The 14,985-nt window shown below is 50.6% G+C and carries 11 protein-coding genes; all 11 read right to left on the bottom strand.

Going from position 1 to position 14,985, the window contains the following annotated elements:
• Positions 1 to 117 precede the first annotated feature (117 nt).
• Positions 118 to 2,115, bottom strand: coding sequence for a beta-galactosidase (locus tag MKX80_RS07275; protein ID WP_268343140.1), 1,998 nt, complete (start codon positions 2,113 to 2,115; stop codon positions 118 to 120).
• Positions 2,112 to 2,756: a rhamnogalacturonan acetylesterase gene (locus tag MKX80_RS07270; RefSeq protein ID WP_154994602.1), complete on the bottom strand. Its 645-nt coding sequence runs from the start codon at positions 2,754 to 2,756 to the stop codon at positions 2,112 to 2,114. Before MKX80_RS07270 ends, MKX80_RS07275 begins: the two co-directional genes overlap by 4 nt.
• 15 nt (positions 2,757 to 2,771) lie before the next feature.
• Positions 2,772 to 3,764: an L-glyceraldehyde 3-phosphate reductase gene (gene mgrA, locus MKX80_RS07265; RefSeq protein WP_182070808.1), complete on the bottom strand. Its 993-nt coding sequence runs from the start codon at positions 3,762 to 3,764 to the stop codon at positions 2,772 to 2,774.
• Positions 3,765 to 3,908: 144 nt separating this feature from the next.
• The gene (locus MKX80_RS07260; RefSeq protein WP_154994598.1) at positions 3,909 to 5,795 is read right to left on the bottom strand and encodes a rhamnogalacturonan lyase; all 1,887 of its coding nucleotides are present in this window, start codon (positions 5,793 to 5,795) and stop codon (positions 3,909 to 3,911) included.
• Between the two features lie 68 nt (positions 5,796 to 5,863).
• Entirely contained in the window at positions 5,864 to 7,495 is a 1,632-nt protein-coding gene (locus MKX80_RS07255) for a rhamnogalacturonan acetylesterase (RefSeq protein WP_234112936.1), read from the bottom strand.
• 20 nt (positions 7,496 to 7,515) lie between these two features.
• Positions 7,516 to 9,384: a rhamnogalacturonan lyase gene (locus MKX80_RS07250; protein WP_268343141.1), complete on the bottom strand. Its 1,869-nt coding sequence runs from the start codon at positions 9,382 to 9,384 to the stop codon at positions 7,516 to 7,518.
• Between the two features lie 182 nt (positions 9,385 to 9,566).
• Positions 9,567 to 10,178: a YesL family protein gene (locus MKX80_RS07245; RefSeq protein ID WP_154994596.1), complete on the bottom strand. Its 612-nt coding sequence runs from the start codon at positions 10,176 to 10,178 to the stop codon at positions 9,567 to 9,569.
• 14 nt (positions 10,179 to 10,192) lie between these two features.
• Positions 10,193 to 10,852, bottom strand: coding sequence for a YesU family protein (locus MKX80_RS07240; RefSeq protein WP_234113183.1), 660 nt, complete (start codon positions 10,850 to 10,852; stop codon positions 10,193 to 10,195).
• Between the two features lie 19 nt (positions 10,853 to 10,871).
• The gene (locus MKX80_RS07235; RefSeq protein WP_268343142.1) at positions 10,872 to 11,588 is read right to left on the bottom strand and encodes a rhamnogalacturonan acetylesterase; all 717 of its coding nucleotides are present in this window, start codon (positions 11,586 to 11,588) and stop codon (positions 10,872 to 10,874) included.
• Positions 11,589 to 11,601: 13 nt separating this feature from the next.
• Entirely contained in the window at positions 11,602 to 13,887 is a 2,286-nt protein-coding gene (locus MKX80_RS07230) for a helix-turn-helix domain-containing protein (protein WP_326207689.1), read from the bottom strand.
• 45 nt (positions 13,888 to 13,932) lie between these two features.
• Positions 13,933 to 14,967: a glycoside hydrolase family 105 protein gene (locus MKX80_RS07225; RefSeq protein WP_182070812.1), complete on the bottom strand. Its 1,035-nt coding sequence runs from the start codon at positions 14,965 to 14,967 to the stop codon at positions 13,933 to 13,935.
• Positions 14,968 to 14,985: the final 18 nt, after the last annotated feature.

The raw sequence follows: 14,985 nt of genomic DNA, 5'->3' as shown, positions 1-14,985 counted from the left end.
GACCGTCAATATTCCTTTTTTGCTTATGATAGAAAGGTGCCTGCTCTTTTTTTGAAGGGATCATCCCTTTTTTTGCAAAACGAAACAAAAAAGCCGCGGGCAAGCGCCTGCGGCGATTCATTTATTCTCTGAAAACAAAATCACGCGGTATTCGTGCGGGCCGAGTGTCATGCGTCCGGATACGGGCCTGTCGGATAATAGATCGGTTCCGTTTCCGTCAAGTGTCACTGCGCCTCCTTTGCCGTCCATATTGATCACGACCCAGACAAGACCGTCTGCTCCTTTCCGGGGCGCGACGACTGTTCCGGGAGTGGCTTCGGTTTTCTGCGTAACGCCCGCTTCTTCGCCATAATGGCTGATCAGCTTTTTCATCATGATGTCTCCAGCTTCGCCTGCCGGCATCGACCCGAGCATGACGATTTTTCCGTTTCCGCATTTATGTTCTGTGATGAACGCTTTACCTGATGCCGGGCCTTTCTCAATCATCCCGACAGCCTTGGTGCCTCCGGCTTCAAAAACAGCGCTCCACAAGCTCAGCGGCGCCTTTACGCCAAACGCTGTTCCGCTTGAGTTCCGCTCATCCATCGGGAATGTAAAAAGCGTTTTGACACCGGAACATTTCTCCAAATCACCCAATCCGCAATCGGTGTGAATCGTATGGTGCTCTGTTCTTCCGCCCGTCAGCGGACCCGCAATCCAAATGCCGCCGCTTTGTGCAAATGCTTCGGCTTTTTTGATAAACGCAAGCGGAAGATAGTGAATAAACGGCGTAAACAGCAGTTTATAGCCGGCAAGCGGGCTCCCTTCAAGAATGACATCCCTGTGAATGCCCATCTTTAGAAGTCGGTCATAAAACTCGGTGATCAGCGTTCTGTAATGAAGACCCCGATGAGGCTCCGTGTTCAAAAACACCTTCGCACGGTCCGAATAGACGACAGCTGTTTCAGCCTGCAAAGGAGCCGTAGCCAGCATGATGTGCTCAACCTCTCGTCTCGCCCGCTCGACTTCGAGCACATTTTCATATCCAACATCAGGCTCCCCCCATGCGCTGAGCACTGCCCCGTGCGGCTGTTCAGACCCGGCTCTCTGCTGGCGCCACAGCCAATAGCAGAACGCGGCTCCGCCAAGAGCATAAGAAGAGACAGCTTCAGCTTTCAAATAGCCGTTTTGATGAGGCACCGCATAACTTTCAAGCGAAGCGCTATAGGAAGGGCTCGTCTCCATCACCCAAAACGGCCGTCCTTTTTTGATGTTTCTCCATAAATCACAATTCAACAAAAAGGCGGCGCTGTTTTCCTGGCTGGCGTACGTATCAAACGAGGCAAAATCAAGGCTCTTGAAAAGGTCTTCATGATCAACCCCGAACATGACGCTGCTGTTATGGGTGATCGGGGCATTGGAGTATGCTCTGATCACTTCAGCCTGCTCACGCGCAAATTCAGAAATCTTGTCCATCGAAAACAGCTGATACATCGTCCTTAAAGAAGAATTGTGCAAAAACGGGGTCGGTCCGGGCTGCGGAACTTGCTCGAAGCATTGATACGTTTCACTCCATACACCCGTACCCCATGCCTCATTCAGACGGTCTATCGTCTGATAGCGGTCTTCAAGCCATTTGTGCCATAATGTGTTGCACGTTTCACACATGCATTCTGCGACATGGCATTTGAATTCATTGTCAAGCTGCCATCCGATCAATCCCGGCAGTTGTCCGAGCTCTTTGGCGATCTGTTTGATGATCAGGCGGGCCCGCTCTCTGAAATGCGGATGGTTTGTGCAGGCATGCTGCCTCGAACCGTGTCCCATCGTCTCCCCTTTTTCATTCACATGCATTCTTTCCGGGTGCCCGTGGGTCAGCCAGATCGGCGGCGTCGCAGTCGGTGTGCACATGACCGTTTCAATTTTGTTGTCGTAGAGCTTTCGGATGACGCCGGCAAAAAATCCGACATCGATCCTCCCTTCTTCCGGCTCCATCCTTGACCAGGCAAACTCTCCGATTCTGACAACATTGATCCCGGCTCGCTTCATCATCCTGATATCTTCATCCAACACATCCTCGTCCCACAATTCGGGATAAAAGCAAGCGCCGTGGTACAGTTTTCCGTTCATCTTCATACCGTCTCTTTGACAAACGGCAGCCCGAGCTCTCGAATGCCGGCCGAAACGAGCTTCGCCATTTCCCGGGCCCCTTTTTTCGTAAAATGTGTGTAGTCGTTGACATTTTCCGAGATCATAAAATATTTAAATACCTCACTGTACCCTTTTTCCGCAAAGTGCTGAAGACTTTTGTCCATTAAATCGATCAAGCGGACATTTTCTTCACTTGCCACCTGCTTCATCGCAATGCAGTAGTCCGGGAAGTCGTTCAAAAAGACGCCGTCCTTGTAATGGAGCCTTGCGACAGGCGTGATGAGAAGCGGCGAGGCTCCTTTTTGACGCGCGCCGTCGACGTACATTTTCAAGTATTGTTTATACGTCGTATACGGCTCTGTATAGCGTTCTGGTTTGTCTTTTGACGAGTCATTGTGCCCCATCTGAACGAACAGCCAATCATCCTGTTTGATCACATCCAAAATCGATGCAAGTCTTCCCTCTTCAACGAACGTTTTTGAACTCCGGCCCCCGATTGCCCGGTTGATCACCTGTACATTTCCGGATAAATAAGACTGGAGAAATTCGCCCCAGCCTCCCTGAGGCGAATCCGCCTTATAATTCTGCACGGTCGAATCGCCGGCCAAATAGATGCTGATTGTCATCACGACCACTCCTTATTATGAAAGAATTTTATCAATTGTGTCGAGCTCTTCAGCTGAGAATCGAGCGGACTTAAGAGCCGCGGCATTTTCTTCGATCTGTTCGGTTTTACTTGCGCCGATCAGCACCGAGGTGACGCGCGGATCTTTTAAAAGCCAGGCTATTGCCATTTGCGGCAGGGACTGTCCGCGTTCGGCCGCCACTTGATTCAACTTGCGGACTTTGCCGAGCACGTCTTCTGTGATGCCCTCGGCCTGCAAAAACGGACTGTTCGCATCAGCGGCTCTTGACCCGGCGGGAATCCCCGTCAAATATTTCTTTGTTAAAAGCCCTTGGGCAAGAGGTGTAAACGCGATCGCCCCGGCTCCTTTTTTCTGCAGCACTTGCAGCAGGGCTTTTTCCGGTTCTCTGTGGAACATTGAATATTTGGGCTGATGGATGAGGAGCGGAATCCCGTATTCTTGCAAAATATCAGCCGCCTTTTCGGTCTGTTCAGCGCTGTAGTTCGACAAACCGACATATAAAGCTTTTCCTTGCCTGACGATGTGGGCGAGCGCTCCCATCGTCTCTTCCAATGGTGTATGGGGGTCAGGGCGGTGCGAATAAAATATATCGACATAATCAATGCCCATTCGTTTTAAACTTTGATCAAGGCTTGCCACAAGGTACTTTTTTGACCCCCAATCGCCGTATGGTCCAGGCCACATCGTATAGCCGGCTTTCGTGCTGATGACCATTTCATCGCGGTAGCCGGCAAAATCGGTTTTCAGCGCTTTTCCGAATGTTTCTTCGGCAGAACCGGGGGGCGGACCGTAATTATTCGCCAAGTCAAAGTGGGTGATACCCAGATCGAATGCTTTTCTTAACAGCGCTTTGGCATTTTGAAAGGAACTTGCTTCTCCGAAATTGTGCCAAAGCCCTAAAGACAGAGCAGGCAGTTTTAATCCTGAATGTCCGCAACGGTTGTATTTCATATTTTCATAGCGTGAATCACTCGCCTGATACCCCATATGAATCCCTCTTTTCATTTTGTAATGAAATCGCTTACCACTCATTTTATGGGAGCAGGCTGTGAGATTACAATCATACTTTTTTGTATATTTAATAATCCTGCCGGGGCCCCGTGCATATGCATGATGAACCGCCGGTCTCTGTCATTCTTCATTTCTCTTACAAGGAACGGTATAAATATTCGGCCGGGGCGGCTTTTTCATTCCGGTTCCCAAATAAAATCCGGGGTGAGGCGGCTGATTGTAAGCGACATTTTGCCATGCTACCCCCAAGCGGTAGACGGGATCGTGCATGAACGTATAGAAACGGTGTTCAGTCAGCTCGGTCGTTGTGTATATTCGCAGAGCATCGCTTCGGACCGTGCGGAACACGACATCTTCGCGCCAATCGCCGAATAGATTGGCCTGAAGCACAGGCGTCCCTTTCGTCCAATTGTTAGACAGCGTTCCATCAGCAGTGAGCAGATTGACCAGCCTGCCGCTGTGATAGTCCCATTTATCAATTTTGGGGATGCCGGCGGGTTCTTTCCAATCGTGGTCAAGCAGCTCGCGGAGAAGATCACCGTCCCACCAAATCGCAAAATTAGCCGAAGCCGGAGCGGCGTCGCTAAGCTTTTCGCCCTTACTCGTATAGAGGCCGTATGATTTTCCTTCATTACCCGGGGGATCGATCGCCCAGACAAGCGCGCCTTGATAGCGGGGATCGATATGCGCGGCCATTCCCCGCCCAACATCTGTATCAGCCGGCACTCCCCAGAGGATTTCCCCTGTACCCGCATCGCGAAATGAGAGGCCGTACGGAAGGCGCGGATCTTCATGCACTTGAAAGACTTCCAGCCCGGGCCGATCCGGGTCAAGATCGCTCACGTGCATGGCGTCACCGTGTCCAAGCCCTGTCGTATAAAGCCCTGTTCCGTCATGATCAACGGCCATCGCGCCATAGACAATCTCATCTTTCCCGTCATCGTCGACATCAGCAACACTCAGACTATGGTTTCCCTGCCCTGCATAGCCTTCGTTACCGGGCTTGTCGCTGTCAAACGTCCACAGCTTGGTCAGCTTGCCGTCCCGGAAGTTGTAAGCGACTAGCACCGTTCTTGTGTAATAGCCGCGCGCCATGACAAGGCTCGGCCTTTCCCCGTCCAAATAGGCGATGCCTGCCAAAAACCGGTCCATGCGGTTGCCGTATCCGTCTCCCCAGTCCTCAAGCCTTCCACGGGGCGGATCGTAATCGACGGTTGCCAATTCCCGTCCCGTTTCCCCGTGAAAAATCGACAAATATTCAGGCCCGTCCAGAATTCGTCCATCTTCATTTCTGTAATCGGCAGCCTGATCGCCGATCACCCGTCCGGTTCCATCAACCGTTCCGTCAGCCGTCTTCATGGCGATTTCCGCTTTTCCGTCGCCGTCAAGATCATAGACCATCAATTGGGTATAATGGGCGCCCGCGCGGATGTTTTTCCCGAGATGAATCCTCCACATGAATGTCCCGTCAAGCTTATAGGCATCAATGATGACTTCCCCGGTATAGCCGTTGTGCGCGTTATCTTTCGAATTGGACGGGTCCCATTTGAGCACAATTTCGTATTCTCCGTCGCCGTCGAGGTCTCCGATGCTCGCGTCATTGGCGCTGTACGTGTACATTGCGCCGTCAGGAGTTGTCCCGCCGTCAGGCTTGTTTAACGGAACATCCAAGTACGGCTTCTGCCAGACAGCTGTTTTGTGTGACGTCTCGACTTCCTTATCTCCGAGAACCTTTGTCACATAATAGACCGATTTTCCGTTTCCGTGTTTATCAAGAAAGTTGGTCGATGATGAAATAGGTGTTGAGTTAATTCTGTGGCCGTTGCGATATAGGTTAAAAGCCGTTTCTTCCGGATCGGTTCCTAAAAGCCGCCAGCTGAGAAAAACCCCTTTTTTTGTTTTTACGGCCACAAGTCCGCGGTTTAAGTGTTCCATTTGCCTCGGTTTTGCCGCCGTTTTCACCGGCCGAACGCGTTCAGCTGCTGCATGTCTGTCTTTTTCTCCCATAGTCCTCTCTCCCCCTTTACGGTTTGGAATGGCGAACAGGAGAACCGGAGACCGGCTCTCCCGACACCTTATTTCTTAAGCAAATGTTTCAGCGGATACATGTTCAAATTGGAGATTTCTTCTGTCACGAGCCTTGCCAACTGGTTGGCACCGAACTCGTGAAAATGCACCCTGTCCTGGATTCCGTCCGGATAATTCGGGCTTTCTCCCGGCTCTAAAAACATAAATACGTTTTTAGTCGCTTCAACGCCGATCTCGTTGTAATAATCGATGCTTTTTTTGTTTAAATCGATCACCGGAACGTTCATTTCCCGTCCGAGCTGTCTCATTGCGTTCGGATATTCTCCAATGCTGTTATAAAAAACGCCCTTTTCATCATAGGTTCGTTTACTTTGAGAAGTGACGAGCACAGGCCGTCCTCCTTTTTCGCGGGCTTTGTCAATATATGTTCTCAAGTATTCCTGAAATGTCGTATACGGATCTGTATGGCGGGCCGGATCTTGCCCGGCGTCATTGATGCCGAACTGAATCAACAAATAATCGCCCCGTTTCATCCGGTTCAAAATCGTATCCAATGACCGTTCATCCACAAAACTTTTCGCGCTTCTCGCGCGTTTCGCCTGGTTGTCGATGACGATTTCATCCGAGAAATAGCCGTCTAAAAATTGCCCCCAGCCTGCCATCGGCGCATAACCTGGTTCATAATCGGAGACCGTGGAATCTCCCGCCAGAAAGACCGTCGTCTTGTCATCTGTTACATGATAAGCCGTCTTCGTCATGACTAACGCATTGAGGCGCGGCGCTGTTCTCGCCGTTAAAGCTTGAATGGAAAGGCGGCCGCCGGAAATATGAATCGGAAACGTTTTTTCGTTATATCCGCCCGCTTCCGCTCCAAACGAATACAGCTGAAGCATGCCGTTTGCCCGTACATCCATGTTCGTTTTTGCCCGCGCATCTCCGGTTATCATCTGGACATTATATTGACCGTCAGGCAAATCGACAGTAAACGCCGTCCCATCCGGAATGCAGAAGTCTGAACGAAGCGGGTCGGCCGTACCGCGGTCCGTACAAGACACCTTTGCCGTGTCGTCAAATCCGTAGCCTTTTAGAGGGGTATAAGCCGATTGAGAGCCTACCGGAATAAAGCCCGAAGCAAGAGGCCCGTCACCAAAATCAAACTGATACACCTTCGAAATTTCGACGGCATACACTTTTGGCTGAGGCCCTTTCCACTCCAAATCGAGGTGCCCGTCTTCCACCGAAACGGTGAACGCTTTTTCGGCTGAGCTTCCCTTTGCTCCGGCCGGGATCGTTCCCATTTCCTCTCCTTCGGCATAAATCTCTAATTCACCGCGGGATGAGGCAAATACGGTCACGCGGTATTTGCCGGGGGAGAGATCCGCCAGAAAAGCCGTCCGGTTCAAGACACAATAGTCTTTCTTGAGCGCTTCTTTTTTTTGCGTCTTTTTGCACACAGCGCTCCCTGCCTGTGAAAATCCGTAGCCTACACCATTTTGATACGCGGAGGCCTCGTTCACTTTCACATAATCCTTCTCAGCGGGACCTTTTCCAAAATCGAACAGAAAAAGATCCTGACTGTGATGTGCGGCAGCGGCTTTCGGCTGCGCAGGTCCCCCCATTCCCGTGATGAAGAAGAAAAGGAGGGGGATGACCCATACGCAGCGAACATATCGCTTCATTATGCAGCTCCCCTTTTTCATCAGCGTGTATAAATGTTCGGCTTCTCCGGTGTCTGCATGCCTTCGCCTAAATAAAAACCGGTGTGTGGCGGCTGGTTGTAGCCGACATTCTGCCAGGCGATCCCGAGGCGATAGACTGCATCATGCATCAGCGTATACATGCGGTGCCCCGTCACATCTGTCGTCGTGTAGATGCGCAATTCGCTGCTGTCATCCGCTCGCCAGACCACTTCTTCGCGCCAGTCTCCGAGAATGTCAGCCTGCAGGGACGGCGTCGCTTTAGTTCCGTTATTTGCCGACGCTCCGGACGCTGTCAGCAAGTTAACGGTTCGCGAATTTCGATAATCCCATTTATCAATTCTGTTGCTGTCCAGAAGCTCTCTTTGGAGATCGCCGTCCCACCAGATGCCGAAGTTCGTTGATGAAGGCAATGTGTTTCCGATTTTTACGCCTTTTGCCGTATAAAGACCGCCGTTCGCCCATACTTCCGCTCCTTCGTAGCGCGGATCGATATCAGCTGCCATTCCGCGTCCGACATCCTTACCTGCGTGAACTCCCCAGATAATCTTTCCTGTTTTCGCATCCCGGAAGGACAAGCCATAAGGAGAATTGCTGTTTTCATGCACTTGAAAGACTTCCAGTCCCGGTCTTGACGGGTCCAGATTCCCTGTGTGCATGGCATCCCCATGTCCCCATCCGGTTGAATAGAGGCCTTTTCCGTTATGATCGACAGCCATCGCTCCGTATATGATTTCGTCCTTTCCATCTCCGTCAACGTCAGCGACGCTCAAACTGTGGTTGCCTTGACCGGTATAGGCGCCATTTCCGGGAGCATTCGAATCGAACGTCCACAGCTTGGTCAGCTTTCCGCCTCTGAAGTTGTAAGCGACAAGCACTGTTCTCGTGTAATACCCGCGTGCCATGACAAAACTCGGCCGCTCCCCGTCAAGGTATGCGACACCGGCAAGAAAGCGGTCAACCCTGTTGCCGTAGCTGTCCCCCCAATCGGCTACATTTCCCCGGGCGGGTTCGTAGTTGACCGTTGTAAGCTCAGCACCTGTATCGCCTTTAAAAACCGTCAAATATTCGGGCCCTGACAAAATTCTGCCTTGGGCATTGCGATAATCGGCGTTTGCATTGCCGATCACCTTTCCCTTGCCGTCTTTCGTCCCTTCGGCCGTCTTCATGGCGATTTCCGCTTTTCCGTCACCGTCAAAGTCATAGACGAGAAACTGCGTATAATGGGCGCCGGCGCGAATGTTTTTGCCGAGGTTGATTCTCCACATCATGGTGCCGTCAAGTTTGTATGCGTCAATCAGCACATCTCCCGTGTATCCGTCCTGTGAATTATCCTTTGAATTGGAAGGATCCCACTTGAGAATGATTTCATATTCGCCGTCTCCATCAAGGTCGCCGACGCTCGCATCATTGGCGCTGTATGTGAATGACACCCCATCAGGCGTTTTTCCCCCGGCCGGTTTTTGCAGCGGAACAGATTTGTATTGTTTATTCCAAACTCCGACGGTTTCAGAAGGAGCCTGCTCCATGCCGTTCAAAACGGCGCGCACTTGGTAAACGGCATTCGAATCCCCGCCCGCATCTTGATAGTTTGTACTCGATGTAATCGGGGAACCGTTCAGCTTCTTTCCGTTTCGATACACATTAAATGAAACAGAAGACGGCTCGGTTCCGAGCAGACGCCAGCTGACAAAAACACCGTTCCCCGTTTTAATAGCGACAAGCCCCCGGTTCAGCGACTCCATTTGCCTTGCCTGCGCAGCCGTGTGCCCATCTGCTTCCGCTCGTTCCGAGAAGCCGGTCACAAGCGTGATGAATAAAAGAGATGACGCGGCTAACAGTTTCTTCCACCTTTTCTTTCCTTTTTTCATCATCTTCTCCCTTCGTCATTTTTGTAAGCGCTTACTTAAAAGGGATTCTATTACGGCTTCCATTTTTATTCAATTGCACTTTTTTGCCGAAGGGAAAAGATGTGTTCAAGTCCGGTCTTAAGCGGTTCAGCCTTTACAATTGATACTTTTTTGCTCACTTTTCTCATTTTTGCACGGTTTAGCTAGCCTTCCAGACGCAAAAAACAGCGATGTGCGATGAACATCGATACAAGAGCAAACAAACTGACACCATAAAACGGGATCAGACCCGGAACCGTCAACAGCACATAAACGACCAAGCCTCCTGCAGCTGCCATTCCGGCCGTCGTCAAAGGGCGAACGAGACCGATCAGCGCAGCCTGTGAAAAATAGCGGGCAAACGGCAGCTGAACATGAACGTAAAGCGGAAAAATATAAACGAAAACCACGAAATACATCAGCCCGGCCATCAGTGTGGCATAGCTGATCATGATCGAAAATAAATCCGCACGAACGCGGAAAAATTGATAGTTTACGAATAAAATTGTTCCGGCGGCGAAGAGGATGAAGCCAAGTCCGTTTGTTTTGAAAAACTCTTTTTTATACGTTTGATAAAACGTTTTGAATACCGGTGCGTCTGTCCGGCCGAGCAGCCACTTGCGCACGACCGTGAACATCGCAGCCGTGCTCGGAGCCCAGCCGAAAACAATGCCTCCTCCCAGCGTGAATAAAACCCAGAGCCCGTTCAGCCAGGCGATTTTCATGATCGCTTCACAAGCGCCGTATATCATCGCCATCACGCCTTTTTCCCGCATGTCCGATCCTCCTTTCAGCCGCGCAGCAGCCTGCGCACTTCAAAGTTGGCATAGGCTGCTTTCAGCGGAGCCATTTGTCTGAAGCCGATTTTTCCTCCGCCGTAAACAGGACCGAAACGCCTGCCGTCATCCGTCCATTCCAAAATGGGCAGCCCGTTGATTGAAAAATGAACACATGCCCCGTCCTTTATGAGCTTCATCCGATAGGGAGGCAAAGCGTCATCAGCGGGCGGAAGCGGATCGGCTCCCTCACAGACGAGGTGAAATCCGCGGCTTTTCCTGAGGTTGCATGTTCGGAATGCTCTTTCATCAGCATGCTTATGCCTGAAATACGACAGGTGCAATGTGTTGATGTCCCCTGAATGATATTGCGGATATTTCCCTGTTCTCTCCGCCAGCTGCCCGTCAAATAAATCTTCCCCATTGATCCCGGTGGCTGCAAAAAATATCATGCATAAGCCAGGCTCCCGCACAGGGTGGAAATCCCACTTCACAACAATTCCATCAGGGAATGTCTCAGGACACCAGTAAACAAAATGGGCATCATCTCCATATTGCTCAGCGTCGAGCTCGTTCTCCATCTGCATGCGGCCCTGCGGAAAACGAACGATTCCTTTCCCTTCCATCACCCAGCCGCGGAGATCTTCAGGGGATGATAAAGGGTTTTGATACATCAGGCTTCCTTCTCTTACATTATACTCCGGCACGGAAATCGCTCCTTCCACAATGAAGATAGGCCGATAGAGGCAGACCAAGCTCTCTGATTCCTTCTGTTACCAGCCTGGCAACTTGACGGGCTCCTGCCTCGGAAAAATGGGTATTGTCTTCGATTCCATTTGGATAATGAGGGTGCTCATGCGGCTGAAAGTGGACAAACAGCCGTTTTGAGCCTTCGATTCCGAGAGATTCATAGAGCGCTTTTGTTTTGGACCATAAATCGATCAGCGGCACTTCGAAGCTGTCAGCGAGCGCCTTCATCGCTTTCGGAAAATCGCCAAGCGTGTCAGCGGGCTTTCCGTTTTGATCAAAACGTCTGCGCTCTGCGGAGGTGATCAAAACCGGAGTCGCCTGTTTTTCACGAACCGCTTCCACATAGCGGGCAAGATGCTCCTGATAGGTTGTATACGGGTCTGTTCCGTATGGCTTTTGATCGTTGTGCCCGAACTGGATCAACACATAATCACCAGCCTCAAGCCGCTCCGTGATATCATCGAGTCGGCCTTCATCAATGAAGCTGTTCGAACTGGCCCCGCCTTTTGCCATATTCACAACCGCCGCCTCATCTGAGAAAAACAGCGGAAGCATCTGTCCCCAGCCGGCCATCGGCGCTTCATGCGGGGGACAGTCTGCGACTGTCGAGTCCCCTGCCAAATATACTGTCACTTTTGGCTTTTTGCCTGTTCGTTTCATAGCACTCTCCCTTTCACGAAGATTCCTGATGAATCTGCCTGTAGCGGCTCGGCGGAATGCCGACCTGCTTCTTAAAAATCCGGTTGAAATAGCTGTGTCTGTAGCCGACCTCTTCAGAAACGTCATGGATTTTTTTATTCGTTTCAAGAAGGAGCTCTTTCGCTTTTTCGATTCTGAGGCGAGTAACATAGTCGATAAAATTGATGCCGGTTACTTGTTTGAAAGCTTTGCTCAGCGTATACGAATTCGTCCCGGCTTGATCAGCGCAGCTTTCAAGGGAGATATCGTTCATATAATCCTGATGAATCATCTCAAGCACCTGTTCGACAAGCCGTTTTTGCTGTCTGTTTTTCCTTCCTTCCATCTCTTTAAGATAAGGGCTTATGACACGCTCCATCATCCAGCCGACGGCCCTTTCCGGCTCCCTCAGCTCTGAAAGCTCCTGCAGCAGATTTTTTCGGCTGAACAATTCATAAGGGTGAAGGCCGGAATGAAAGATCTCTTCTTGGATCTTTGCGAACAGCTGCATCATGCCCGGCTGGATGCGGATTTCCGTTTTTCCTTTTTCAGACAGCTCCCGGATGAACAGCCTGATCCTTCTTTCGACTTCATCCCTTTCTTCAAGGCGCAAAGCCCTGACTACCTCTTTTTCAAGAGCGAACGGATAGTATGATTCAGCGGGAGGCACGTCTTCCCGCCGGCTTAAATCGATCACCTGGCTGGCGTTTTCGAACTGTCTGTAATGCCTGCCTTCTTTCACCTCTTCATAAATGCCGGGAATGTCTTTTAACATGTCAGCGGTTTTTGATACCGTCACTGTGACGTGGAGTCTGGATACGCCGTAGATCACATCCGTCAGCTCACGCACAAATTGGGCGATTTCTTCCTTGAAGGCTGTTTTCCGGCCGCTCATCAGCAGCACCGCGAGCGATAACGAACGGACATCGCTCATATAAATATGGTTGAATGTCCTTCCAGCAAGTTCGCGCGTAATGTTGCCCAACAGAAAGCCCGCCAGACTTTCGTCCTTTTTTGTAAAAGATCCGTTTCCTTCATAGAGTCCCGTCAGCTGAACATCGATGATGGTAAACACATTGTCTTTCGCTTCCCAGCCCCATCTTTTCAGACGATCTCTCAAATTCCTCTCTGATTCATCTGCAAAGTATCCGCTTAAAAGGCGCTGAAAAAAAACGTTTGCAGCCTGGGGCATTTCCTTTTTCAGTCTGCCGCTTTCCTCTGATAGGTCTTCCCAGCGCTTCTCGAGCCAATGAAATTCATCAGGAAAATGGGCGGCCTTTCCCTCTCCTGAGCAGAGCTTGATCAGCCTCGCGACAGGTGAATAAATTTTGTGTGACGCATACCATGCCAGAATGAAGGCAAGAACGATCCCGGCGATGCTGACCGACGCGACGAGCTTCGATAAAAACAACACCGGAGCCGTAATCGCCGACATCGGTGAAGCCGAGACATAGGTCCATTCCTGGTTCAATCTGTCCATTCGTCCATATGAAACGGAATACACCCCTCCGCTCCAATCCATAACAAAGGAGCCCTGTTGCTTCTTTTGTTTCTCAAGCCTCTCTTTTATAACGCTTTCAAAATTGGTTTTGCCGCGTTTGCTCCCAGAAAAAACGGGCTTCTGGTCATGATGAAAGAGGAGCGCTGTTCCTTTTGAATAAGGTGAAAGGCTTTCCAACAAATGTCCCATTTCTCTTTGATCAAGCGTCAAAATCAGCGCACCGAACGGTTCTGAGATGCCTCCGGGAATTTTGTGGACAAGCGCCATTCCGGAAGGAGCGCCGCTCATGTCTTTCCAATAAACGTTTTGACCGCCTTCAAGCAGCGAATGATAAGCCTTTAAGATTTTCCGGTCGGTCATTCCGCTGTATTCCGGATTTAAGAGAATCGGCTCCTTCCCTTGAATGAACAGTTCAACCTTGTGAATGAGCGGATTTTGATCCTGAAGCAAAAACAGCGATTTTGAGAGCCTGTACGTCGTTTGAAAATCCGTTTGCAGATCGGCATCGGCCAGACCGTTCATCAGGCGCGGATCATATGCAAGCTGGGAGAGCATGGTCTCAAGCCCTTCCAGCTTGTCATCGATTTGGCTGATTTGGCGTTTCACCTGGTTCTCGTGCAGATGTTGGAGCTCTTTTTCAATTTTTGCAGCCGAAAACAAATAGATTCCTGCACCCGTCAATAAGCCGGGAATACACGCAATCAGCAGGATCAGCACAAAGCTTTTTTTAAAAAAACTCCCTTTACGCCGTGAAACATATCTTTGATGCAGCTTTTTCATCCCTCTCCCCCCACTGCAATGAAAAGAATGTTTCTTTTTCAATTTCTATTGGAACGCGCGCGACTTGGAGCGGACGACGTCGGCCAAAAAGGTCAGGGCAAGCCCCTGTCCCCAGCCTTGAATCCGTTTATAAGGCACGTCTTTGTAGCCCTGCGCATCCCGCATCACCGCTGTACCCGCTGAAACGCGTTCCACCCTTCCGTCAGGCGCGACCGCATCTGTAATGGCTGATAGCGCCTTCTGAACGGATTTGTGGTATAGCGAGCCTCTGGACAGCAGGCTGGAAGCAATCCCCGCAGATCCTGACACTTCAAGATATGAATCCGGATCCGTCAGTACGGTGTGCCATAAACCTGAAGGATGCTGAAGCCTGACAAGCGCGCTCAACAAGTCTCGGAGTGAACCGTCAATGATCATATATGAAGGATGCGTAACATCGATCAAAGGGAGCGCTTTTGCCATCGTCAAAGCTGCCCATCCGTTTCCCCTTCCCCAAAATATGCCTGACAGATTGTTTTTGGCCACATGGTCCCATCCGTGATAATAGAGATTGGTCTCCATGTCCTGCAAAAATTCTTCATGGCCGTGATACTGGCGGAGCCCGTCTTCAAAATATTCCTCGCTGCCGACAAGTTTTCCGATTCGGAGAAGGAACAAGCCCGCCATCATCATCGTATCGACCCATGCCTGTTCAGGGAATACATGTTTCTCTGAGTTGACGGTGTGCTGCAAAACCCCGTCTGCGAACCGAGGCGCTTCGTGAAGCACAAAGTCCGCCATTTGCCGGGCGGTGTCAAGATAACGGTCATCTCCTGTCGCCTGGTAGAGCGATAGAAGGGTATGGCCGATGGATACCCCGTTGATCGACAACTTAGGCAAGCCGTCTTCAAGCTTTTCATCTGTCCAGTTTTTCAAAAGCTCGAGGTATTCGTCATTTTCGGTTGCTTCATACGCCTCAGCCACACCGTAAAACGCGACGCCGCCCGGCCAATCCCATTCGAAATCCATCTCAAATGTCCGCTTGACGATTCTGTCGATCACTTCATTCAGCTTTTCTTCATCAAAAACAAGCTTTGTCATGCACGCTTCTCTCCTTTT

The sequence above is a fragment of the Bacillus sp. FSL K6-0972 genome (assembly GCF_037976035.1).
Lineage (GTDB): Bacteria > Bacillota > Bacilli > Bacillales > Bacillaceae > Bacillus > Bacillus haynesii.
The sequence above is the reverse complement of the archived record's forward strand: the minus strand, read 5'-3'. Positions and strand labels throughout refer to the sequence as shown.